The organism is Ruegeria sp. AO1 (genome assembly GCF_056535985.1).
In genome coordinates, this window is the sequence record NZ_JBQFJC010000001.1 from 670,011 (window position 1) to 694,331 (window position 24,321).

At 53.3% G+C, this 24,321-nt stretch carries 17 protein-coding genes; 13 read left to right on the forward strand and 4 right to left on the reverse strand.

Annotated features, from left to right (window positions below):
• Positions 1–17: 17 nt before the first annotated feature.
• The 9 genes from ACR3FB_RS03255 to ACR3FB_RS03295 all read left to right on the forward strand — a co-directional run bounded on the left by ACR3FB_RS03255 (position 18) and on the right by ACR3FB_RS03295 (position 14,197).
• Positions 18–1,805 (forward strand): TniQ family protein, encoded by a 1,788-nt coding sequence (locus tag ACR3FB_RS03255; RefSeq protein WP_480564051.1) that lies wholly within the window; start codon positions 18–20, stop codon positions 1,803–1,805.
• Between the two features lie 266 nt (positions 1,806–2,071).
• Positions 2,072–4,195: a DUF6538 domain-containing protein gene (locus tag ACR3FB_RS03260; protein WP_480564053.1), complete on the forward strand. Its 2,124-nt coding sequence runs from the start codon at positions 2,072–2,074 to the stop codon at positions 4,193–4,195.
• Positions 4,196–4,398: 203 nt separating this feature from the next.
• Positions 4,399–8,088: a PIN domain-containing protein gene (locus ACR3FB_RS03265; RefSeq protein ID WP_480564055.1), complete on the forward strand. Its 3,690-nt coding sequence runs from the start codon at positions 4,399–4,401 to the stop codon at positions 8,086–8,088.
• 168 nt (positions 8,089–8,256) lie between these two features.
• Positions 8,257–8,760: a hypothetical protein gene (locus ACR3FB_RS03270; protein ID WP_480564057.1), complete on the forward strand. Its 504-nt coding sequence runs from the start codon at positions 8,257–8,259 to the stop codon at positions 8,758–8,760.
• A gap of 81 nt (positions 8,761–8,841) precedes the next feature.
• On the forward strand, positions 8,842–9,249 hold the full coding sequence (locus tag ACR3FB_RS03275) for a helix-turn-helix domain-containing protein (protein ID WP_480564059.1): 408 nt from the start codon (positions 8,842–8,844) through the stop codon (positions 9,247–9,249).
• A gap of 224 nt (positions 9,250–9,473) precedes the next feature.
• Positions 9,474–11,243 carry a hypothetical protein gene (locus tag ACR3FB_RS03280; RefSeq protein ID WP_480564061.1) on the forward strand — a complete coding sequence of 590 codons (1,770 nt, stop codon included), beginning with the start codon at positions 9,474–9,476 and terminating at the stop codon, positions 11,241–11,243.
• Entirely contained in the window at positions 11,240–12,862 is a 1,623-nt protein-coding gene (locus tag ACR3FB_RS03285) for a hypothetical protein (RefSeq protein WP_480564063.1), read from the forward strand. Before ACR3FB_RS03280 ends, ACR3FB_RS03285 begins: the two co-directional genes overlap by 4 nt.
• 536 nt (positions 12,863–13,398) lie before the next feature.
• Positions 13,399–13,773, forward strand: coding sequence for a hypothetical protein (locus ACR3FB_RS03290; RefSeq protein WP_480564065.1), 375 nt, complete (start codon positions 13,399–13,401; stop codon positions 13,771–13,773).
• Positions 13,774–13,783: 10 nt separating this feature from the next.
• Entirely contained in the window at positions 13,784–14,197 is a 414-nt protein-coding gene (locus ACR3FB_RS03295) for a hypothetical protein (protein ID WP_480564067.1), read from the forward strand.
• A gap of 139 nt (positions 14,198–14,336) precedes the next feature.
• On the opposite strand, the gene ACR3FB_RS03300 is transcribed toward ACR3FB_RS03295, so the two are convergent.
• Positions 14,337–15,059 (reverse strand): 3'-5' exonuclease, encoded by a 723-nt coding sequence (locus ACR3FB_RS03300; RefSeq protein ID WP_480564069.1) that lies wholly within the window; start codon positions 15,057–15,059, stop codon positions 14,337–14,339.
• A 292-nt stretch (positions 15,060–15,351) separates the two neighbouring features.
• Here ACR3FB_RS03300 and ACR3FB_RS03305 point away from each other — a divergent pair, with 292 nt between their 5' ends.
• From ACR3FB_RS03305 to ACR3FB_RS03320, 4 genes are all read left to right on the forward strand, one after another.
• Positions 15,352–15,795, forward strand: coding sequence for a hypothetical protein (locus tag ACR3FB_RS03305; protein ID WP_480564071.1), 444 nt, complete (start codon positions 15,352–15,354; stop codon positions 15,793–15,795).
• 902 nt (positions 15,796–16,697) lie between these two features.
• Positions 16,698–17,645: a DMT family transporter gene (locus ACR3FB_RS03310; RefSeq protein ID WP_480564073.1), complete on the forward strand. Its 948-nt coding sequence runs from the start codon at positions 16,698–16,700 to the stop codon at positions 17,643–17,645.
• A 311-nt stretch (positions 17,646–17,956) separates the two neighbouring features.
• Entirely contained in the window at positions 17,957–18,940 is a 984-nt protein-coding gene (locus ACR3FB_RS03315) for an ABC transporter ATP-binding protein (RefSeq protein WP_480564075.1), read from the forward strand.
• Between the two features lie 48 nt (positions 18,941–18,988).
• Positions 18,989–20,806, forward strand: coding sequence for an SLC13 family permease (locus ACR3FB_RS03320; RefSeq protein ID WP_480564077.1), 1,818 nt, complete (start codon positions 18,989–18,991; stop codon positions 20,804–20,806).
• Positions 20,807–20,811: 5 nt separating this feature from the next.
• Here the strand turns inward: ACR3FB_RS03320 and ACR3FB_RS03325 are convergent, their stop codons facing one another.
• From ACR3FB_RS03325 to ACR3FB_RS03335, 3 genes are all read right to left on the reverse strand, one after another.
• Complete coding sequence (locus tag ACR3FB_RS03325) at positions 20,812–21,390, reverse strand: DUF3611 family protein (protein ID WP_209251444.1); 579 nt, start codon at positions 21,388–21,390, stop codon at positions 20,812–20,814.
• Between the two features lie 82 nt (positions 21,391–21,472).
• Positions 21,473–21,991: a DUF1269 domain-containing protein gene (locus ACR3FB_RS03330; RefSeq protein WP_058284048.1), complete on the reverse strand. Its 519-nt coding sequence runs from the start codon at positions 21,989–21,991 to the stop codon at positions 21,473–21,475.
• A gap of 93 nt (positions 21,992–22,084) precedes the next feature.
• A complete protein-coding gene (locus ACR3FB_RS03335; RefSeq protein WP_480564079.1) occupies positions 22,085–24,169 on the reverse strand; it encodes an alkyl/aryl-sulfatase in 2,085 nt (694 codons plus the stop codon).
• Positions 24,170–24,321 lie beyond the last annotated feature (152 nt).

Sequence of the window (24,321 nt, forward strand, 5' to 3'; positions counted from 1 at the left end):
CAACAACGAGCAGAAAAATGATCACAGTTCTACCATTAAAGACATCGGCGCTAGCCGACGAACCCGGATTCTCACTACTTGCCCGGAACACCGCCATCAACGCATCCGGCACCACACAAGAATTCTGCACAGCGACAGGCCTGTCAAAGGCGAAGGTCTGCACTGGTCGTCAGACCGAGCTTGATCGCTTGGCCGATCTTACGGCTTCTGAGCGATCAAGCTTGACGCAAAACAGCCCAGAACAGCTGTCACGAACCTACTCACGCCTGCACGGTCAGCAGTTCCTGACGCGGTCGTTGCGTAAGCAAGACCTCGCGATCTGTCCGGTTTGCTGGCTGGAGACGGGAACATCCGACAAATCGCAGCTACATCTCCGTCGAAACTGGCTTCCTCGCCCAATACAGACCTGTCCGATTCACAACGTTGCTTTGATACCGTTGCCGTATGCGGACTACACCTCTTGCTACGACCATATTTTGCGTGCCCGCTTTGAGCGCGGCTGGCTCGACCAGCTGCCGCGATATGTTCTGCCCATGCGTCAAAGTCCGTTCGAGCGCGCCGCTATCTGTCAAATCGATAGTGATACACCAATGTGCAATTGGATCGGTGACGTTCAGATCGACGTTGTGGAGCGTTGGTGCCTCGGTCTAGGGCAGTTCGTCAAAATGGGCACCGGTCATCCAGCTGACCTAACTCGTGAACAGCAGCGGAATGCGATCAACGCTGGCTTTGCAATTACTGAACAGGGCGCGTCCTCAGTATTTGAAGCTGTCGATAAGGCCCTCTGCAAGCATCGTCTTCGGCTGAGCAAAACCTGGCTGCACAACTGGGCTTTGCTGTCCGTCAAGCCAAAGGAACGCTCGTTCTTTCGAGAGTTGATGAGGCAACTATGCGCCGACCAGGGCCACTTTTGTCTGAACAGTATCTCGCAAAAGGTCAGTGTTGAACGATATGTCGACGCCAACATTGTTGCCATTGCCAAGGCAGCAAATCGGCACCACAGCTGGGTCAGGATGGCACTGGTACGTGACGGATTACTGCCCGAAGGTGGGAACCCTCAGCAACAGAACCTAAAGGTTCAGATGCAAAAATGCTTGGCCCACATCCAAGACTTAGTGAAAAGCCTGGATAAGACCAAGGGTGCTAAGCTTCTTGGCATTGGCACAAAAGGGTTTGAAGCGCTGGTGAATGACGGTCTACTCCGGCCGATCAGAAGCACTGCCCACAAGAAATGGCGGTTTCGGCGAGAAGATATTGAGGGCTTTTCGGCTCGTATCCAGGAGCATGTTGCTGGCAACAGCCCTACTGACAACGCTGATTATTGCAGCATCCATCAAGCGTGCTTTGCTTACGGATGCACCACGCCGCAAGTCATTCGGCTCATCCTGACCGACCAATTGGCTGGTTCGTATCAACATGAAACCGAAGTTGGCATTTCTGGCATTCGTGTTCTCAGGTCTGCACTTGTTGCCAAGCTTCCCATCTTCACCAGTGAACACATCACACCATATGATCTGACCAAGCAGCTTGGCTTAGAGTACGCTGAACTCAAACAGTTGAATAAACTCAACCTCCTGCCATGCTATCCAACTCCATCCGGCTGCCGGCGGAGAATTCGGAACAGTGTGAGCGTCATAATTCTCGATCAGTTTCTGGGGCGTTTTCAAACGGTACGCAGTGCAGCGAGTGTGTTGCAGATTGAGGAAAGCGATCTCCAGAAACGCATCAATGAAATAGGGATTTATCCATCTCCAGATGCTGGTGGCCTGCCGGTATATCCGGCATCCGAACTGCTAAGCCTCTAATCTTAAGTCAAAATTTCTATGCTGTTTCCGGCCGCTTCCTGCGGCCTTTTGTTTGCCTTCACGCCCACAAGACTCGCATCTAACCCGGATGAAGTTGGGGTTCTATACGGACAGTTTCGGAAAAGTGTCGTATTATCAGTGTGTTGAGAATAGAAAAGACTCGGTTTCAGGCCGGACTCCACACCAGAAAAGCCAGGAAAATAAGGGGCGACATAGCCTCCGGAAAATCCGATGTGTCACAGCATTCGGAAACTGTGACACATGCTGTGACACAGCCGGCCAGTAACCGACCCGGCGGTCGGTTGCGCAAACCCTGTTACCATGCCGGCCCCTACCTCATGCGCCGCGGTCGTATTTTCTATTTCCGAAAACGCCTGCCAAAAAAACTATCAAACCAGGTCCCAAACCAGTTTCTTTGCCTGTCGCTGCGAACCGACCTCCCGCTCGACGCCGTGAAGCGCGCAGCCGCGTTGCTCACCGTCCTCGAGCAGATGGAGAAAACACACGTGGACGCACTGATTAAAGATTCGCTTAACCCCGAGACCGCCAAAGCCGTCTTGACTGAGATGCTACGCTCAGCACTTGAGGGCATGCTGCAAGAGCAAAACCAAGACACTGCCTTGAATGCGGGCGAGGTCGACCAGAGGATCGAAGCGCTACAGGAAGAAAACCGACGTCTCCGGCAGGCCGCAAGGAACAGACAATGGACCGACGTCGAGCCGTTGCTGCGCGCCGCCGGAGACCGCGTTGCCCTAAGTCTTCCAACGCCGATTCCAAACGATCTGGGCAAACGTGCGACAGCTTTGCAACGTCGGCTCAATGACGTGGAAATTGCCGCGCAAGAAGGCGACGACGTGCGCTATGCCAGTTCGGAACTCTTGGCTGAACACGGGCTGGATGACTTCGACAAGTTCGTTCAGGCACCGGTTCTGATTTCCCAAGCACGGGCCAGGACCGACAAAAACTTCCCTTCAAAAGACATGAAAAAGCTCACAGGTTCCGTGTATCGGCTGATGAAAGAGTTTTTTGACGACATCCCGGTTTCTTCCATCACGAAAGAAAGACAGAAAGAATTTTTAGGATGGGCATCCCGACTGCCCCGCACCCACGGCAAGTCGCACGGTCGGAACCGCTTCGAGAGCGAAGGGAAAAACATAACCAAGGAATTTGAGATTTCTCAGGCGGACGCCGCCGATTTCCAAGTTATGGAGGAAGTCCGCGCCATGGAGGGACTATCCAACCCCGAAAAGCGTGCGTTGCTTTCTGAACGTTTGGTACCGCGCGTCACGCTGCGTACGCTCAAAAAGTACCGGGATGGAATGAACAGAAAATTCAAGTCAGCTTCAGAACTCGGCCCAGAAATCCCCAACGCCATTTCCTACAAAGAAATGCAACGGCACATCCAATCACTTGCACCCGACGATGAGCTGTATGTTCGTGTCACAAAACCGAAAAACCGGATGCCATGGACCACGGAGCGGATTGCGCGACTCTTGACGTCGCCGATCTATACAGGAGCGTCGTCTGAACATCGCCGTTGGCAACGAGGCAAGGTGATCGTACGGGATGCCGACTATTGGGTGCCCCTGATCGTACTGACCATCGGTTCTCGCATTGAGGAGATTCTGTTTCTGAAACGCAGCGATATCAGGTATCGCGATGGAACCTATCTTTTTGCAATCGCATGCGGACCAGAAGCCACGGGCAAGACAGAGGACAGCAAGCGGCTTATTCCGATCCCACAGATACTGATAGACTTGGGGTTCGTCGAATGGTTTCAGTCACTTCGTGACAATCACGGCCCACTACTTTTTCCCGAGGCGGTACGCCGATCAAAAGCAGGTGATGTGACCAGCGCTTACGGCAAGCATCTTCGCCGAATTTTCGACCATCTCGGCATCGGTGATTTCGACGAGGATTTCTATGCGCTTCGCAAGACCTTCTCGAGCATGTTGAAACGCGAAATGGTGGTTGACGGCGAACGGCAGGCAATCGCTGGGCACAAGAATGGCAATGTCCTGAACGTCTTCTATACGGCGCACCATGTCCAAGATCTTAAAAAAGCGGTCGACAAGGCGGATTTCAAACTGATGATCGGCAAAAACTACCGCTATGGCTTCCCGGTTATCCTGGCTTGCAACCTCGCCGAAAGCTCTACACTGGAAATTGAAGTAACCCTTGGTGAAAGCAGTCAGGCCGAAAGCGTGAGGGTAAAAGACCCGCAATTGGAGAAGCCGCTTTTTCAAGTGCAAGAGATCGGGTGCCTCTCTGACGACGCGCTCAAGAAAGTGGCCATCAAGCTTCGTGAGGTGACTGACCTACGGCCCCTGAAACTGCCGAAATACAAATTGAAGCGCGCGGCATTTGAACACTTGCTGGCACTCGCTTAGCAGTTATGAGAGTGGCTTTCAGTCCTGGCGCGAAAATTTGCGCCGGGGCCTACTTTGAACACATGAATTGTTCTTTCACCACTTTTTGTGTTCGTGTTTTCGACCAGGTGACGGCAAGAATTTGAGGCACAAATACCATTTAATTTCATTGCCTAAAGGCTTATGTAGGCGGTATTGAGAACCATAAGAAAAGTAGCAGAAAATTGATTGAAGACGACGGCGAACGCGAAACCAACAAAACGAACGTTCAGCTTCCTGCCGTCGTACCTGATGAGGCTTCTGCGGCCAAAAAGCTGGAACCACCCGAAAAGGGAACGCGCTTATCTGAGGGCAGTCGAGATGTGGTTGATGCCAGTCTTTCTGCGGTACCATTTGTGGGTGGTGCGCTTAGCGGATTAGGCCGAAGTGTCCTGCCCTCGAAACGGGACAAAAACATCACGCAGTGGCGAAGTGACGTCACCGAAGCTGTCAACAGCACCAGTGAACAGTTGCGGGCGCAACAGGAGATCACTGAAACGGTTCGGCTGGAACATGAACAGCTCAAGAGCACAATTTCTGCAACCGCAGAACAGGTAGAACACCTTTCTCAGAGCGTTCCTACTGGCATCATTGAGCCAGATCCATTGGATCCCGAATTCAAGATCTACCGAAACCTAATTGCACAGTCCAAATTTGCGACGGCAATCGGTCTACTGAGGGCGCGCTTGGAAGAGGCTGACGCAACCGAACCTCTGGCACCGAAGTCTGCAGCGAGGGTGACATCCTTGATTGCGACATGCGAAAAAGGTTTGGGAAACGATGAAGAAGCTGCACGACTATTCATTGAAGCCTCTGAGATTGATCCAGAGAACCTCAAGCACCGCTCGAATTTGGTTGTCGCGCACTTGCTGCAAGGCGACCCGGAAGCCGCCGAACGGTGCGTGAACGAATTGTTGGCCACAGAACCGAACAGCGCGCTCCATTGGGCCAATTGGGTTTATGTTAGAAGCGCTAAAGGCGATTTGGTCGATGCCTCTGCAATACCCTTGGAACTGCGTAGGAATAAAGATGTCTGTGTTGCACGCATGGTTACCCTCCGCGCAGCAGGTGATTCACGCTGGTACGACGAAGCCAAACGGGCGTTGGCCATGCACCCGAATTCAAAGACTCTTTGTCGAGCCGCGGCTGAAGGAGATCTCGAGCGGTTGGCGTCCTTGCATTTTGAAGGGGACGCATCGCCGCAAGAGTTCTCAGACGCGAAGCAACAAGCCCGACAGGCCGCTGAGTACCTACTGGAGCTTTGGAAAAGTCACACGCTGACTGAACTTTATGGGATCGCGCCTGACACGACGCTTTTACAGAACACGATCATGGGCCTGCGCTTGGATGAACGTTTTCCGGAAGCCCGAGCACTTGTTGAGGCCAATGTTGATACCCTCTTCGCAGATCCCAGCGCCCGCGCTGCGGTTGCTGGCCTCGCGATGCAATTAGACGACGATGAGCTACTTGACCGAGCATTAAAGGACCGCTTTGCCGGAGACGCGCCAATAAGATTGGAGCGAGCACTCAACAGAGGAGAGTGGAAGGAAGCGCTCGAAGTAATTGAACTCCAAACCGAAGACCTGGACGGAAAAACACAGATCCCACCAGAAGACATAGCGAAAGTTTCGAATGTCTTGCTGTTGCCGGAAGCCGAGCGCAACGATGCGTTTCAGGAAGCGCTCGGAGAGATAAAGCCTGACGCGCACAGCTATCTTGTTGTTAGCCAACTTGCCAACCGCTTCGGTGCTACCGAAGTCGGCGAAAAGGCCTTCGAACTTGCGCTCACACAAGATCTCGCAGGCAATAGAGAGCTCCGATGGCGCTTGGCCTCAGAGTGCATAGATCGCGATCAACCAGAGAAGGCAATCGAACTTCTCGAGGGCAACGTAGACACTGGCATGGAAACGAGAGAACGAAGGATGCTGGCGTTGGCTTATGCATCGGCCAGCATTCCACTGGCGTCGGGCGTCGCGTTTTTTACCTCTGTCCAGCGAGCAGGAAACGCAGGCGAACAGACGCAGCGCGCTGGCGGCCACTTCCACCTCAATCGCCGACGCCCTCAGGATGCCCTTCCATGGTTCCGACGCGCATTAAACCTCGAACCGAATAACGCGCGGACGCAGCTCGCATTATGGCAAAGCTTTCTCAGGGCTGGGAAGGAGCGCGACGCCAAGAGCTTCCTTGCGACAATTACGTTGGAAACCTTAGAGGGTGAACTGCGCGATAGAATGGACTTGTTCCAAGTTTTGTGGCGCAGCGGCCGTCGAGATGCGTTGGATTACGCATATGACATCGCGGCGCGACATCAAACAGACGCCGGAGTTTGCAACTCATACGTCGGATTGTTTTTGGTTGAAATGATGGTCGACGGAGACGCTCCATCGATACCGGAGAGTTCTATCGTTGAGGAAGGCAGCTTCGTAAAGCTTTCCAGGTTAGACGATGGAAAGCCATTTGAATTTGTTGTCGTTGCAAGTGAAGATGACGTGGCTCTTCATCTTCGTGCGGATCACCCAATAGTTGAAGCGGCGATGGGTAAAGCTGTAGGTGAGGAATTTATGACCGAAACCGGTCCAAACCGGTTCGTATGGAAGATCGAACAGGTGAAATCCAAGTATCTTCACCTGTTCCACTATTTGTCACATACACTCCAAGATCGTTTCCCAGACGAAACGGCATTGTGGTCGGTCACGATCAAAGATGATGATGTCACACCCATCTTAGAGAACCTGAAAGCTCGGCGTGCGCAGGTCGAACGCATAGAAACTCTCTACCGAGACAACCCGCTGCCACTGGCTTCAGTCGCATCCATGGGTGGGGGGAACTCGATCGAGTTTGCGGTGTATCTGGCGCAATCTGGTCAAGAGATGTTCAGCGCAACGGGTCGCACGCCGGACATACGGATGGAAATCGAGCATGCTCGCAAGGCCGCCGAAAAAGGAGTGGTCATTGATACTCATACGGGATGGCTGCTCAGCAAGCTTGGACTCCTTGGATCAGTTCGGGAAGCATTCAATACCGTTTATGCCTCCGCCTCTTGCGTCGACGAGCTTGCTGAGATGGTGGAAAATTTGAACAGCTACGAAGATGGACGCCTGACCGCAATGGCTGAAGGCGATAAAATCGTGTCGATTCAACAATCCGCAGAGGAACTCGCGGCACAAGTTGACGATCTCAGGAACGTGGCAGCGAATATCAAAAATGACTGCAATGTTGTTGGGATAGAAGTTTCGGATTCACTTGATCTGAAACTGAGAGAACTTTCTGATTTCCTTGGCACGCAGTTTGACACACTTTCGGTTGCGCAGCGCGAAGGGTGCACCGTTTTGAGCGCGGATCTTCGATTGCGTCAAATTGCACAAGGTGTCTTCAAGATCGACGCGTTCGGCTTAGATGCGCTTTTGGACCTGCTTCTGGACGTAGGCATAATTGATGACGCCGCACGAGCGGAGGCTCTGCTCACGTTGGCAGCATTGCGGCACTCTTTCATTGGTCTGAACGCGCCGACGCTGGTCACGATGATGGGAATCGACAGTACGGACGACATGGAGCGTTTCCAGAGAGCGTCAGAGTATATTGGCCGACCAGATGCAGATATCAGAAAACACATTCAAACCGCAGCCGCCTTCGTATCGCTCGCCTTCGAGGATCCGCGTGCACGTCGAAGAGCTGAGAAGGCAACAGGAATGATCTTACGCAGTCTTGTACGCTTCAAAGGCGTTCCACTGAAAGACATTTTAAACGCCTTCGCGCGGTTCGCAGACAATTCTGAAGTAACGTCTTACGTCGTGTCCTGGCTCCGAGGTCACTTTCTTATGGATCTTTATCAAGCTCAGATGGAACAGGCTGACAAATCCAACGCCGATAGTTGACAATTGGTGTAGTCGTCGATTCCGCCCAATGGCTTCGAATTGTTCGAATTGAACGATGTTAGCATCCAGCCTCGCGCCTCATCATGCCCATAGAGTTTCTCGGGTGCCAAACGCAGTTGCAAAACGTCATAAGCGGTTTGCATGAACTCCGATGGTAAGCTGGAGAGCTTGACCGAGACGGGTCTCTTCGACGCATTGGAAATCAAGGCGGGCCCACCATCGGTCCTTGTCTGGGAGTTTTCAGCTTTCGCTGCTGCATTGATGTCTGATCGCGAGCGTTATGCGTTTATGCACACAATGGATATCGCTTACATGAACTCCGATCTTGAGCCCGCTTTTGTCACCCTGTTGACGCTACACGAAAACATGCAGCGCCCGGAATTCTCACTCCTACCCTCAAGTCTTGGCATCGACGACCACAATGAGCGCTGTGACGCTGCAATACATGACATGAGAGAGTTCAAGCCGAAACTGAAGAGAGTCTTGAAAAAGTGGGGTGCCCTCAAATCCCATGAAAACGCTATCGTGACCTGCCAAGATGGTGAAAGCCCGGGTGTCACCGATGTCCGCATTCGCGTTCGACACGCGAAAACACGCTGGCCCAAAAACAGTTTTCACACGGTCTACGCTCGCGATGAGTTGGTAAAGATCCCGAAAGGCCCCAACTGTTAGTCGGCGGCCTTCCAAGTGGGATTGTAGAAAAAGTTTCGGCTATTTTTTTCCGGATCGGCGTTGTGGAGCCATCTGCTCTTTATGAAGCGACTATCCAAACTCAGAACTCACTCTACGGCGCTGGCCGGCTTACCAAGCTTGTCACAAGTCCAGATCTCGGACCGCTGGCAATTGCATCCGGACACAGTGCGCCGGGTGCTGCGCGAATGCGGCATCCCTCCCGCCCACGGTCCATTGAAACGCCCGCGTTATTCCATCACGGATGTGTGGCGAGTCGAAGGCGTGCCTCATGCCGAGATGCTGGATCAAGGTCAACATCCGGCACTGCTTGAGCCATTGCTGACCGGCAAAGACCTTGCCGAAGAACTCGGCTGCGTTCCGGCAACCATCCGAAACTATGCCCGCGACAACATCATTCCAAGCCTCCGGATCGGTGGCTCGATCCGGTTCCGGAAACACCAGATTGAGGAGCTTTTTGATGCTGTGTGAGGCCGAAAACACCGCAATCCGCACCTTTGCCCGATCCGGAAAAAGTGAGGAATACGCCCACAAAACCTCACCTTAATACGTTTTGAAGTCCTTTTCCTCATTTCGCATCCAAAGTGCCGAAATTCGAAAAAAGAACCTCAAAACGCATCTCTGAAGATCATCCGGATTTCCAAGAACAACCGCGTCACAAACGCAAAAAAACATAATCAATGATGGAGGCACTAATGCAGATGACCCTCGAGCAAGCTGTCGAAAAACTCGACGCCGGAGACTACCCATATTCGCAAGCAAACGCGAAGAAGATCCGGGGATCCGCAAACAAATGTAGAAAACTGCCAGCCTATAATTGTCCGCTGGCGATGATCCCGATCGATGTCGATGCCTTCGTCAAGCGATGGTCAGGTCACGTCGCCAACAAAGATGCGCCCGAAGGATTCGACACCTTCAAGCAGTTCGAAACGTGGCACAGCAACGTAAAGAGCCTGATGGCACACGCGTCAGGATTGCGCGCCGAGGAAAAGCGCCTGCGCGGGCTCGCGGACGATTGGTCGCAACTCCAGGAAGCCGCGACCGTTCTGATCCAACCGCGCAGAAACGGCAATCACATCCAAACGCCAGAACTCATCGCTCTAACCGTTCTGACAAGTCTGGCGAGAAGCAAGGGCGTCCAGCCGGCGCAGCTGAGTATTGATATGTTGCACCTCTGGATGAAAGACTGTCACGATCAGGGCCGCAAGAACGCAATTCGTAAAGCTGCCCGTCTGTTGGATCGCCTGCATGAGTTTCCGGAAACAGTCGAACCTGCTCTGTTGCCAGCAAAGTTAGGTGAAATTCCGAAGGCCACACGCCACCGTGTGACACCGGCTCTACCGACCGAAATCACGTCAGCTATTCACGAATACCAAGCGACGATGAGCCTCGGTCGACCCTATGACGGGCTCCTGGCAGGACGCCGTCGCACCCCACTTTCTCCGCAGACCGTCAAATCTGCTGGGGATGATCTGAACTGGTACTTCACCTGCCTCTCTGAACTTGGTCGATTGGATTTGGACGGCGGCCAATCCATCGCGGAATTGACCACGGCAGATAATCTGTTTGCAGCCTTCGATGCGGAAGTGGGCGGCGAGTATTATTGGAAGCCGCTCGGCGCCAGAACGCTCAGGAAAAACATGGGGGCGGCATTTCGCTTCGCCCGTGAGTTCCACCCTGATCTGTCAAAAGTTCAAAAAGAGTTTTTCGAGACCGAGTACTTTCAAAACTGGGACACAATGACCGAGGCTAACCAGGCGTTCTGTCGGCGCCTTGTAACGTCACCTCGGCGTGTCGAAAAGTTTCTGACGCTCGCAGGTCACTTTCATAGCCAGGCTGTTCCACTGATCCAGAACTACAATGATCTTTTGATGGGCGATCAGGCTCGTGCTGTGAGACTTTCACTTGCCGCTGCCATGGCCAGTGTTTTGACCTTTATGCCGCTGAGGGTCGATACACTCGTTAACCTGTCAGTCACTGGCGAGAAGGCTAACGTTTCCTTCCCGAGTGGTTCGCGAACTGTCAACTTCGCCATTCCAAAGGAAATGATGAAAAACAAGAAACCTTTGACGGCGTCGATAAAGAAACGCGGTAAGGTTGATCCTCGTTGCATCCTGGAATGGTGGCTAAACGAAGCGCGCCCACACTTCATGAAGCGGCTACACAATCCGAACCCACACCTTCTGCTGGGCGGAGCCCGCTATAGCAACGCGGCCGATGCCTGGCGTTACGCCACTGCTTCGGTCGATTTATACATGAAGCTGCATCAGGCGCGTCACGCCATCGCTTCGATCCTGATCAATCAGCCCGGCGCTGATCTGAACGTCATAGCTGCACTTCTCAATAACTCTCCAGCCACGGTTGCGAAGACTTACGCATTCTTTGACCAAACTGCCGCAATTGAACGCGGCCAAGATGGGTTGGATGCCGTCAACAACGCACTCGCAAAAGGGAAAAACAGATGAAATACCTGATCACGGAACAGGAATTGCCACAACGTATGCGTCGGTATCTCGCCGACGTCGATACTGGACGGGCCTATTATGCAAAAAAACTTCACCCGAGCAGGCATGCTCTGTCCTCAGCCTTTCGCGGTCTCATCGAGACCGCGCGACATCATGGTTATGCGGAAAAGCTATCGCGGGATTCAGGAATGGCTTTCTTTGATCGCCTGAGGACGGAAGGGTGGCAGGAAAACAGCCTGAGTAGTCAAGCCGTGTTGCTTCGGAAATACGCATTTGAAACCGGTGAGGGCATGGATTGGGCACTTGAGAGCGGCGCATTTGACCGCCGCCCGATCGAACTCGTTTTCCGCGCGCCGCATTGGTCGCGATTTCTCGCAATCCAATCGGAGTTGCAGGAGGTCTGCGAGCCTTCGCTGATCCGTCTCGCCGATCGCTGGATGCGCTGGCGTCAGTCCATGACTCGTCTTGATGAAGTCGCAATGCAAAGCTTCAAGGCAGACGCGCGTAACCTCGGGCTTCTGGCTGAATTAATGTCTACAATTGACCCGGAGAATCCGGACACGATCTTCTTACAGCAATGCCAGCGCAAACGTCGAACAGTAACACGCCAAAAATCCCCTCGGCAAAACAGACCCTCGTTTCATGATCTTCCAGAGCCCTTTTATACGGAAATGGCTCGGATTGCCGAACGGTCTGGTAAGCCTAACGGCCTGTCCAGTGCCCGGATCGAATTGTTGTCCTGCGTGTTACGACGCTTGGTGCGGATCGCCAATCACAGGCATATGCCGGCGGAGCTTTCAATGGACACGGCAACAGCCTTTGCCCAGGACGTCTTTGACAGTGACATCGCAACGCGTAGCAAAGCCGGTTACTGCGAGGCGCTCGCGTGTTTTGCCAAGCACGCGGGCTATCCTCGAGACATTCGCGAAGCGCTCATGGAAACGCACAACGCGTTAAAGCTGGAATCTTCATCTAATCTGCGACGGAAGGAAGTTACTCTGGCGCAAAGACCACTGAATCTCGTTGCGCTCGCAGAAATAGCTAATGTGCTCCTAAAAGAAGCGACGCATCAGGATCATGTCCGAACCCGCCGTCGCGACTATGCGCTTGCGGGCGCTATTGCTTTACTGTCGAAACTGCCTTTGCGGGCGTTTGACCTGCGAGCTGGGTGTATCGGAAGTGAATTTTGTAGAGACAGCGAGGGTTGGCGCGTGGCAATAGAGACGTCGAAGACCGGCACCCGAATTTATGCCCGGCTTGCCGAATGTCTGACACCGTATCTGGATGCGACACTGCTGATGGGTGTCGGTGACATACATCTCTGGACCGTCTATGAGGCGCGCATCGGTACGGCATTATTCGGCAATCCTGCTCGCGACTGGAAACCCTTCGGCGATAACTGGCTTTGGGAAAACATGCGGCGACTAACCGGACACGGGCCACATATCGCGCGTAGTCTGACTTACGATGCTGTGGTGGCGGACCCGAACCTGGATCTGCGCGTCGCACAAGCGCTCTGCGGCCACGCTCACGAGACAAGCCGACACTTCTATGAGCTGAACGCTGACCGCTACCGGCGATTGGAAGCGCAAGACATCCTTGCAGAGATTGCTGCATAAAAAATTGTTCTGACCAAAAAAGGGATTCAAACCTACCTGTTCCTCGGAGGATCCAGGGCCCAACTCATTCAAACAATCCACTAATGGTAACGTTGGCAAGAGAGTTACCGGCGTTACCAGCGCTAATAACAAAGGCTGGAAATGACTGAATTGAGTTGGAACAAAAAGAACTACGGTGCTGTTGTCAGAAACGCGCTTCTGCAGCTGGAGCGAGACGGCAAGAACCAGATGGTACAAAACGTGATCGCCATATAAATCACGACGCCCCGGATTGACGACAATTTCGGCATCGTCCGGATGATCTGCTCAATGGCGCTCGGCTGCACCTCACCTCGATCGGTCGCGTGGCCAAAAGGGTATGAAATCTCCCAGCCCTGATTTTCTCTCATCTTGCTGCCGTCTTGTGAGCAGCAAGATGAGAGAAAGCTCCGAGCTCAGATCAACACAAATAACGTGCAGGGTGAAAGGAGTGGATCCCCCCGCCTGCGCGCTTGTCGTCCGAAATCGGGGGCGGCGTTAACACAGGGTAATTCCCAATGAACAAACAACAAATCCTGACCCAAGTCAGCGAGTTCCTCGAAACTGCTGATCTCGATCTTCAACATGCGGTGTTGCTGCTCGGTGGATCCGCAGCACTGATGCGCCTGCAGCGATTGCGCGCGTCGGTCGCAACTGCCGACGCCTACACAATCCGGCATCGCCGCGGTCTGGAGTGGCTGCGCGACCTACTCGCCCTCGAACACGTTGGTGATCCGGACCGCGCCGAAAGCGGCCATTTTGCGGAGATTTCGCCAGACGATCCGGCGGTGCTGGTTATCTGTGGGCTGACTGACCAACTGGAAGCACTGATCGTTGCAATTGATGCGCCAACGCCCATGCCGGTGGTGGCCGAGACCGAAGCGGCAGCGTGAGGAGATCGTGATGAGCTACACCTACATTCGTCGCGAGCAAACACTCGAAGAACTGGGTGCTTGCGTGATCTCGCAAGCCGCCGCTTTTGCAGACGACTGCGCGCGGCATGGACCAACTCCAAGCGGACTTATGCAGCGCAGCTTTTCGCAGATGCTGGAACGGCTGGAACGCGGCGATGTTCTCGACGAGCGGGATAACGCGTGCATCGCCATGATCGGCAGGGACCTCGTCAAGGCCGCCAACGCGCGGCGCGCGGGGTATGGCAATCGGGTGCTCGAGACGGACACTGAAGAAGATGTTCTGTTCGATGACGATCTGGAGCACCTGCGCCACCGGATCCTGGCCTGGAGCCAGTTTCAGTTTCTGCGAAATCGCCTACGGGCGCGCGTGAAAGCGCAATCGTTGATCGGCATATTCGACTGACGTGTGGCCGAGCGGCGCCGTATGACTGCGCCGCTCGCAATGCCCGGTCCGCCCAACATCGGATCCAGCTGAGACTGATCGGAGCATCTACAGATCGCTTTGCGTCTTGCGGGCTTAAGGCATGCTTCCCAATGCAGGCTTAGTCTTTGTCTTGCTCTCCACCTTCCCATTGCCGCAAATCTTCTCCGGACATTGGCTGGAAGAAGTCGGGAGAAGAAAGCTGAGGTAAGCCAGCTTTGTATGCGTGAGCCATATCTGCAGCATCTGCGCCGGCACGATGCGTTGTCGGGCGCTCTGCTCGTGTTTTGTAGACCTGGTCGATCGTTCCGGGTGCAACAATGCCGTCTTCCTGAGAAAACGAAATCCAGACGATGCGATCGAAGTCGTCGATCTGCTTGGTCGGTTCGTTGAGCGTTTCCAAAAGACGATCAAGCCAACGCTGATCGAACTCGGGAGCGTCACTGACAAGGATGTTGTCGCCTATGATTTCCTTAAACCATCTTGCAACATCCATCGCAGGCTCCGCTGTCCTAAGGTCGGCGAAAGGGATATTGTGAACGGCAGCGCTTTCTTCCGACCAATCGTCGAGAGACCAGGCAGGATCCGGTTGCATGAGTTTGCTTTCGACAACGACATCCTGCTGTTCGATCCACGCGACGCCGATTTCGATCGGCCAACTTTCAGGGCTTAAGGAAGATGCTTCGAAATCGATGAAAATGAGCTTTTTCGGATAGTCCATTTTCCCGTGCTCATCGAGGCCAACGCCGAGACCAAGAGCGCGACGTTTCGCGAAAAAGATCTCCTCCTCCGGCGTCGGCCGGCTGATTGATTTCAATAGGTTTTCCAGGTCAATTTGAGACATGATCTTTCAGTTGCAGTTTGGGCTCGGAGCCACAGGTTCCGGTTTAAGTCAATCGGCGCTCGACGACTCATCCCTCCGACGCTGGATCGCTCCACTTGGGATTTTACAGGGATTGCTGCGCAGTAACGTCGGAGCGTTCCTTGATCCTGTACCAGATTCAATGAGTTACGACAAATGCCGGAGTATGCGCGACAATTGGGCTTAATGGCCTTGGAGCTCATGAGGAGCCGGTTCCCTGGCACGAGGTCTCAGGATTTCGAGCGATGATCGCGATCAAACTGGAGATTGAAAGATGACAGAGAACGATCTGGTGGACAATGGCGACGGCGATGACGGTTCGCACGCTCGATCGGAAAGCACATCACGAAATTCGTCCCAAGAAGACGACTACGAGGCCGCAGTATTGGCGTTGATAGAGTTTGATCGGTCTCTCGTTGAGACACGGGCAACGAAGCTGCGTATATTGCATGATATCGTCAAGGACATGTTTGAAGCGAAGGTTATGTTTGAGCAACACTACGCTGCGGATCTGACCGCGGTTTCGTCATTCGCGGTATTTCATGCTGACAAAAGCGTTCGGTCTGACGTCAAGACTTTCGTGAGGGACGCGCTGAACCGCATTGGTGTCGAAATCAAATGGGAAGGCCGCGACGTGAAGGATGTCCCTCTGAGGAATGAGCCCGCCTCTTCGCATGAGAAGATGGAAATGCTTACATTAATCAACGGAGTTCTTTGACGATATCGATAAGGTCATGAACTTCTCTGGGTCGACATAAACCTCTGAACTTGAGCAGTAGAGCATGCCGATGTTCGACAAGTGTCATGATAGGTTCTGCGGTTACGGGAATGTAACTTATTAATTGTAGGAGCATCAAAATGACAATGTGGGAAATCGCCTTCAATATTGCGGCCGCGGGAGCGACAATCGTTCTTCTTCTTCATCTATGGCGGCTATTGAAAACGTGCGAGCGGGATCGTTCAAACGACGCTGAGCTCGTAAAGCAGTTTAGGGACACCGCGCCGTATGACAATCTCGAAGACCTATTGTCGAACAAAGAATGAACATCCAGACTGACACTTACCGCCTCCTGCAACATGCTGCGCCAAAGCACTGGTGAATGCCGAATTGAGTTGGTACTTGCCATTTAAGCTTATTGATTTGGCACCATGTATCTAAAATCCAAAATTTTTGTTTTTGACCGGTGGCGAGGAAACACCTCCCATCTGTCTTTTGGCGGCACGAAAATCTCGAGTTCGGATCCCAGTATGTCGTCAATTGGGGCGCAGTGCTTATACCGTGCTCCGTCAATCGCGCCCAGAACCTTTGACCGCCGATCGGGCAACTTCGCCAGCTTGTATAACAGTACATGTAGTGATCTATTGCATGTGCGCTGGATCAGCAAAAATGCGATGCATTTTTTGAATTTGGATATACATGTTCAATGAAGAGGTTCGCCTCGGGTCTTCTTTCTGTCTTTCTTTCAGCCAACGCCACTTGATGCGGCTGTGCGGCACGTCGGAGGAGACATCCGCCGCGAGCGCTGTATCCAATTCAACTCGAACTCTTGGATTGCGGAACTTTTGCCTGTCGTCGCATTGAGAACAGACACGCATTTGGCGACATCTCTAAATGAAACGATGACCTCTGCTGAACCCATACCTCAATCACCGGATCGCACCCTTGTTGGCGTTGCGCTGATGCTGGGGTTTTGCCTAACCGCTCCTTTGCTGGATGTGTCTGCGAAACTCGCGTCGACCAGTGTGCCAGTTGGGCAGATTACGGCTGCCCGGTTTGTGGTGCAATGCGCGCTAATGGCGCCTTTCATCTGGATAATGGGACTGTCGTTGCGCGTGGCGAAAGGTCAGGTGATGGTGCTGGTTTTCCGCTCATTGCTGTTGGTGTTCGCAACATTTTGCTTCATTGCCGCAATCCGGGTGATGCCCCTTGCCGATGCGCTGGCAATCGTGTTCGTTGCCCCTTTCATCGTCTTGTTGGTCGGCAAGTTCTATCTTGGTGAAGACGTCGGCCCGCGTCGCGTTGGCGCGGCGCTTGTGGGGTTTGTCGGGGTGTTGTTAGTCATCCAGCCCAGTTTCGCAGCTTTCGGCGCGGTTGCCATTATTCCGCTTGGCACGGCAGTTGCCTTCGCTTTCTACATTCTTTTGACCCGGGGATTGTCGCGTCGGGTGCACCCTGTGACCCTGCAATTCCACACCGGCCTGATCGCCAGCCTGTTTTGCATTCCAGCTCTAATTTTTGCGCAAGGTTCCGGCTCTGATTTGTTTGATCCCGTTTGGCCGACAGATATCGCGTTGTTGTGGCTTTTGGGCGCTGGCTTTTTTGCGACGGTGAGCCACATGATGATGACCTATGCGTTGTCTTTTGCGCCTTCCGTCACGCTGGCACCGCTGCAGTATTTTGAGCTGCCGGTCGCAACCTTGTTCGGCTATCTTGTTTTCAACGACTTCCCGAACACGCTTAGCCTGCTTGGCATTGCCATCATCATCAGTGCGGGGCTTTATATGATACATCGCGAAAGGGTGGCGGCCAGACAGTCGGTCACCGTACGTGCCGTACCTCCAATCTAAGGCTACACGCCCGGCCCAAAACGGACATACAAAGTACAATCACATGCTGCGTTGTAGCATCAAGAGCCGACGTTCGTACTAATCTCAGATTTTGGTCAACCTGAAATTCGGCCAATCCAACAAATCGTGCTCGAGATCTCTCGACTACTTAATGCAGCTACGCTTCTCCAGGATTGGACTTCAGCGGCCGCTCTAAATTCCCACGGTATGTGTTGCACTCATCTGGTTGCTCCTGAATCCGAGCGTCACAAACGTAGTCGCTTAGGCCGGAGAAAAGGTAGATTTATATTCAGATTGGATTGAGTGTTAGGGTGCAGTCACAACAATGCACCCGCACCTTCAAGCAAAGGTGCTCTTGGATTTTGGGGGATCGAGTGATCGAATTTTATAAATCTATCTTGAGAACTACGGGACATCGTCAGGTGGTCAACATCTTGCTGTCGCTGGCCATTGCCGCCCTGGCGGCGTTTCCACTGAACTACCAGAAGGAAATCGTGAACGGTCTGACCGAAAAGAACATAAGCCCCGGAGGCTTGCTGTGGCTTGGTGCTGCTATGGGCGCGGTGATAACCCTGAGCCTCGCGCTGAAATGGGTGCTGGGGTATCTTTCGAGCGTCCTTGGCGAGGACATGATCCGCAAGCTGCGCAAGCGTATTTGCAATCTGTCTCGCGAAAACCCGGCGGGTTCCGAGAAAGTTGCCTATGGTGCCAAAGCAACAATGGTGTCGGCTGAAGCCGAACAAGTAGGAAAGTTCTCTGGTAGCGCTCTGTCTGAACCCATCGTACAAGCCGGAACCCTTGTTGTGATTGTTGGGTATATTGCGGCCAATCAACCCTCTCTGGGACTGATTGCAATTGGCATGATTGTCCCGCAGGTGTTTATTGTTCTTCTCGTGCAGACGCGCGTGAACTCCCTTGTGTCAGACAGAGTTCACACATTGCGCAAAGCCACAAACTGGCTTGTTGACCCTGATCGCTCGGCCGCGGAGATCACTCCTAAATTTGACGAGATCTACGATACCCGTTCCCGGATATTCGTCTGGAAGCTGTCTTCGAAATTTGTACTCAGCGCCATTAACGGAGCGGGGACGGTGGGTGTTCTTGTCGTGGGCGGTTGGCAGGTCCTGGAAGGCAATACGGATGTCGGCACAGTCGTCGCCGCCACCGTAGGTTTGACACGTCTTCAAGGCCCGACGCGGCAGCTGATTGCCTTTTATCGACAGGTCAGTGCAACAGCTGTGAAGTTTGAACTGCTGCGGGAAGCAGGCGTGGATATGGCTGACGCGACCACCTGAAATTTGCACGCATGGATGGACGCCCTATCGTTTGAAGGGGGTAGTATAATGACGAATGAAGCCGGATTTGTGTTCGCTCTGATTGCCGTCGCGGGCGTGCTGATGGCAAGCAACCGTGTTCGCTATGACTTCGTTGCCTTGATAGTTGTTCTTGCGCTTGCCCTCAGCGGCACGCTGACAATTGGGGAGAGCCTATCGGGCTTTGGGAACAGCGTTGTAATCCTTGTCGCCTGCCTTCTTGTGCTGGGCGAAATGTTGGATAGAACCGGCGTTGCTCGCGCAGTAGGGGACGCCATCATGCGGCACGGTGGTCGTGGTGAAACTGGATTGCTGGTGCTTATCATGATCAGCACGGCGCTTCTGGGGAGCGTTATGAGCTCAACAGCCGTCGTCGCAATTTTCATACCGGTCATTCTGCGAATTGCTCAAGAAACGGCAAACGACAAGGCTCGTTTTTTGATGCCAATGTCCTATGCCGCGTTGATAAGTGGCATGCTGACCCTGATCGCCACGCCTCCGAACCTTGTCGTAAGTGATGAGTTGGTGGCGCAGGGATACCAACCTTTCGGTTTGTTTTCCTTTTTTCTGATCGGTGCGTCGGTTCTGGTTGTTGCAGTCCTGTTTGTTTTGTTTTGGGGCCGCTATCGGTTGAAAACCAAGTCGACCCCTGATGAGCAAGAGTTCGCAATTTCCGGAACAACGCTTGCGGGTATGTGGGAAACCTTTGGTTTGGATAGGCATTCCGCGACTTTGAAGGTCACTGCCAAAGTACTCTCAGAGGGCGTTGACAAGCTGACGGGAAGTGGCACGGCAATACTCGTTCGACTGCGGCCTGGCGCCAAAGGAAAGTACCTCGCAGCCATGTTTCGGGAAGGTATGGAACTCCTACCGGGTGACATTGTTTTCATTCGAGGATCCCAAGACGCACTGGCGGAGTTATCAACCAATGCGTTGTTTGCCAAAACTCTGGGTTTTCAGAAATCAAGCGCTGTTTGGATCGATCAGTTGGGTCTTGCGGATGTATTGATCCACCCCGAGGCTAATGTGATTGGTCGACAAATGCATGATGCACCCGGGTTCGAATCCAAAGGGATTGAGATTGTTGGCCTGGTGAGAAACAGCGAGCCCGTCGAACACCCCAACACTGCAGTTTTGCAATCAGGCGATCGTCTTATGCTTGCCGGATCATGGGAAGACTTGGATCGCGCGGTTGAAAGGCATGATATGTTGGTGCTTCTGTCCTTCCCAAATGAGCGGACATCCGTCCCACCGGCAGCTAAGGGTTTTTGGGCTGCGATTGCCATCATGGCTACGATGGTTGCCCTGACAGTTTCAGAACTCGTCTCAATAACTACTGCAGTACTGATGGCCGCGGTAGCGGCAGTCTTGCTTCGCACTCTTTCCGCTGAAGACGCGTATCGCGCCGTAAAGCTTCCAAGCCTCGTTCTTATCGCCGGGATGTTGCCACTTGCCGACGCGCTGCAAGCTACGGGCGGATCGGACATAATCGTCGACCAACTGCTTTACCTTGTCGGAGAAGCCAGTCCGCGCGCAGTCATGGCGGCGATCTTTGTTTTAACGGCCCTATTGGGCTTAGTCCTATCCAATACTGCCTCTGCGGTACTTGTTGCGCCGATTGCAATTTCAGCCGCCGAAGCACTTGGGATTTCACCATACCCAGTTGCGCTGTGTGTTCTGATCGCTGCATCCGCGTCATTTTCGACTCCGATCTCAACACCTGTGGTCACATTGGTCGTTGCTCCCGGGGGGTATAGTTTTGCTGACTTCCTCAAACTCGGTGTGCCGCTCACAATACTGACCGGCACTGTCGCGGTGATCATCGCTCCAATGCTGTTCCCTTACTAAAGGTTTCAGGCATCCTCTCCTCCCAGAGAACGAGAGATCAGGAAAACGATACGCAAAGAAATCGCTACAACAAGCAGCTCAGCGGTCAGCGTCAAGAGTAGGGTCATGATGCTGACGGCATCAACCGCCGAAATCGTGTAGGGGCTGGCACCGGTTTCAGCTGCGGATATCTGCAAGCCGACTTGAGGGTTGGCAAGCATTGTGACCAAAAGCGCAAATGCGGCTCCGAACAATGACACGATTGTCAGAACAGCGCCGATTGTGCCGACCCAAACGCCGATCCACACGCGACTTTGAAGCCGGGCGGCTGAGGGGTCATCTCCAGTCTCTTTCAGCTTTCGCCCCAAAGACAAGTAATGCCAACACCAAAATGTGGTGAAAGCGGGCAGGATCAAACCTAAGAAGGACAGCACGTTGCCCACGCCTGCGCCGCCTCCGACAACGCCAAGGACAACGCCGCCCAGTACAACGACAATGATCAAAAAAACCAGTTGAACCCAGAAACCAATCTGGCCAAGCTTGACGAGCGCATCTGCGACGCGCCCGGTGTTTTCCCCATGCCAATTAGCGGATTCGCCTACCATATTGCAGTGCTCCCAACCTAAGCCCTATGATTTGAAGAAGGTCGTCCACACTTTGGCTTGGCGACCGATCTCTATCAAAAAATCACTGGCTATGCGCAGCGGCGAGCGCTTCGCGGAGTTTGTCTTCTTGTTCCTGCGACAGGGACGTCTGAAGTATCTTCGGGTCGTATTGTTCGATCTCGGCGATCACTTTGTCCGGTGTGGCCTTGGCGACAAGCAGAAACAGAGCCGATGAATTTGGTTGGATGGTCTCGCCCAGTTCTTTGATGAAATCATCATTGATGCCGTAATCGGAAAGGGACCCTCCAAGCGCTCCCATTGCCGCCCCGGCCAAACCTCCCACTGCCATGCCGGCGAGTGGGTTGAGAACAAGAATACCGGCCAACATACCAACTATTGCACCGGTGCTCAGGCCCGTACTGGCACCAATTCGGGTCATGTTCACTGACTGCTTAATGTGTATGTCTCCCTCTTCGGGTCGCACAACGACGCAGGCGTCCAGCAGGTCGATCAATTCCTGTTTTTTGAGCTGTCGTAGTTTTGTCAAAACAGCATCTGCACTGTCGACACCATCAAATGAAAGAACAACAAGATCAGCCATTGAAGTCTCCTCGGGTGATTTGGATTACATCGTCAAAATCGTATTGGATTGCAAAAGTGGATAACGCGGGTCCGAAGGGACCCGCGTGTAACATCATTCGATAACGACCTGACCGGTCACTGCCTGCAACGGCTCAGCCTCTGCTACTTCTGTTGGACCGGTACTTGTCCCAGGCAGAACTTCGAACAAAGGATCGAACTCAACCATGGCTCCAGCGAGTTTGATCAGAACGCTGACGTCACCATCAGCCGTTGCGCGGCCGTCGGCCAGCAAATCTTCGAAATCAGCCTCCCCAGTCATCACAAGTTCCAGATCGGATCGGTTCAAAGTCAGAGTGAGATCTGGCTCATCGAAAGCGAAACCTTCGACATTTGTGAGTGTTGCCTTGGCCAGCTCGATCGCAAACATCTCACCATTGTCGGGTGTGCTTAGGTTCATCGTAAACTCGATGCCTTCGGCCTTGCGGCTGTCCATTTTGATCGCAAGGAAATCAAGGAACAGCTCAGTCGACATCGCGCGTATCACCTCTGGGCTGGACGTGTCGGCCGTTTCACCGGTGGGGATGCCAGAACGAAGCTCATAGGCACCGGACAGGAAACTGTTCCGCAAGCCCGGGTTCTCTTGCTGGTAGCCAAGCTGTTCGTAAACGTCTGCTAACAAATCTTTTACTTCCTGATCTGATGGATCCGACAGGAACAGTTTGTTCAGAATCTCGGACGCTTCGAAGTATTGCCCTGCATTGTGTAGTTCCAGGCCCTTGGCCATAATTGGATCTTTGCCGCCCATCATCTCGACGTAGAGCGGAGCTGAAGCTTCTGGTTCTAACGGTATCAGGGTCGCGGGATTGCAATCCCAGAATCCAAGGAACCGCTGAACAACGCCGCGCGAATTGTGCTGAGGTGAGCCGTGATAGCCACGTGTATGCCATGTCTGCTGCAAACCCTGTGACGGCTCATAGTGGTGATGTATCTGGTTAATCGTCACGCCCTGATTGGCCAGATGCAGGGTCTGGTTATTCATATGGGCATAAAGGTCGCGCTGATCTCTCAGAACCTGCTGCACGCGGTCATTGCCCCAGCGCGGCCAATGGTGCGAAGCGAACATGACGTCTGCCTCTTGCCCGAACAGGAACAGGGCACGAGAAATGTATTTTGACCATCGAAGGGCATCGCGCACTGGCGCGCCACGCAATGTATAGATGTTGTGCAACGTGGCCGTGACGTTTTCTGCCATCCACAGGGCCTTCATGTCTGGGATGTAAGTATTCATCTCAGATGGCGCTTCTGTGTTGGGTGTGTTCTGGAAGATCATCCGCACGCCATCGACCTCGAATTCTTCGATGTCATCCTCGACAATCCGGGTTGGCGCGATCAGGCCAGTGGCACCTGCTGAAACGCGCTTGCCGAGACCCTGATTGACGAACCCATGCGGGGCCACGGGCAACAGTAGACCATATTGGTAAAATAGCCGACGGTTCATTGCGTTTCCCGCGAACACGTTCTCGGAAATTGTGTGTTCCATGAAATCGCGCGGAGCAATGATTTCGACACTGCCGGAATCGACGTCCTCCTGCGAAACGATGCCACGAACACCTGCCCAGTGATCGCCGTGGGAATGAGAATAGATCACGGCCGTAATCGGCAACCCTTCACCTTTGTGTTCCGAGAACAATTCCCACGCGGCTCGCGCCGTTTCGGCCGAAACCAGCGGGTCAATGGCGATCCAACCCGTTTTACCGCGCACGAATGAGATGTCGGACAAATCAAACCCGCGCACCTGATAGATGCCGGGTATTACCTCGTACAGACCATAGTTCTGATTCAGCTTGCTGATACGCATCAATGACGGGTGGATACTGTCGTACTCGTCTTGCTCGTCGATGAAATCAAATGCGCCCCGGTCCCAGGCGACATTGCCCGCGTCTGCCATTATTTGAGGTTCCGGCATCTGGGCAATGAAACCCTTGGCAACTTCGTCAAAGTCCTGAGTGTCTGAGAAAGGCAGTGTTTCTTTCGCTTCGGCCAGGATTTTGAGCGTGTGCTCGGACGGTGCTTTTCCTTTAGGGTGAAAGTGGCCTTCTAATGGCGCGGCTGTCGATGTGGTTTGTGCTGCTGCTTCTTCCGACAAAAAAGTAGGACTTACCGCAAACGCGGCCCCAATTGCTGGAACAGTTTTCATGAAGTCGCGCCGATTAGGTGCCATCGTATTTCCCCCCTATTGATAAAATTGTCTGAAAAGCAGTGCCTCACATCCTAACATTTAAATGTCATTGTGGAACGATTAAGATTTAGGCAGTCTTGCACGGCTCATTATCCAGCACGGCTCGCGGA

Excerpts from the sequence above, each read along its gene's own strand:
- ACR3FB_RS03295 (WP_480564067.1), top strand. The coding sequence starts at position 13,784 with ATGAGCTACACCTACATTCGTCGCGAGCAAACACTCGAAGAACTGGGT.
- ACR3FB_RS03275 (WP_480564059.1), top strand. The coding sequence starts at position 8,842 with ATGAAGCGACTATCCAAACTCAGAACTCACTCTACGGCGCTGGCCGGC.
- ACR3FB_RS03325 (WP_209251444.1), bottom strand. The coding sequence starts at position 21,390 with ATGGTAGGCGAATCCGCTAATTGGCATGGGGAAAACACCGGGCGCGTC.
- ACR3FB_RS03300 (WP_480564069.1), bottom strand. The coding sequence starts at position 15,059 with ATGTCTCAAATTGACCTGGAAAACCTATTGAAATCAATCAGCCGGCCG.
- ACR3FB_RS03290 (WP_480564065.1), top strand. The coding sequence starts at position 13,399 with ATGAACAAACAACAAATCCTGACCCAAGTCAGCGAGTTCCTCGAAACT.
- ACR3FB_RS03335 (WP_480564079.1), bottom strand. The coding sequence starts at position 24,169 with ATGAAAACTGTTCCAGCAATTGGGGCCGCGTTTGCGGTAAGTCCTACT.
- ACR3FB_RS03310 (WP_480564073.1), top strand. The coding sequence starts at position 16,698 with ATGACCTCTGCTGAACCCATACCTCAATCACCGGATCGCACCCTTGTT.
- ACR3FB_RS03285 (WP_480564063.1), top strand. The coding sequence starts at position 11,240 with ATGAAATACCTGATCACGGAACAGGAATTGCCACAACGTATGCGTCGG.
- ACR3FB_RS03255 (WP_480564051.1), top strand. The coding sequence starts at position 18 with ATGATCACAGTTCTACCATTAAAGACATCGGCGCTAGCCGACGAACCC.
- ACR3FB_RS03280 (WP_480564061.1), top strand. The coding sequence starts at position 9,474 with ATGCAGATGACCCTCGAGCAAGCTGTCGAAAAACTCGACGCCGGAGAC.
- ACR3FB_RS03320 (WP_480564077.1), top strand. The coding sequence starts at position 18,989 with ATGACGAATGAAGCCGGATTTGTGTTCGCTCTGATTGCCGTCGCGGGC.
- ACR3FB_RS03330 (WP_058284048.1), bottom strand. The coding sequence starts at position 21,991 with ATGGCTGATCTTGTTGTTCTTTCATTTGATGGTGTCGACAGTGCAGAT.
- ACR3FB_RS03305 (WP_480564071.1), top strand. The coding sequence starts at position 15,352 with ATGACAGAGAACGATCTGGTGGACAATGGCGACGGCGATGACGGTTCG.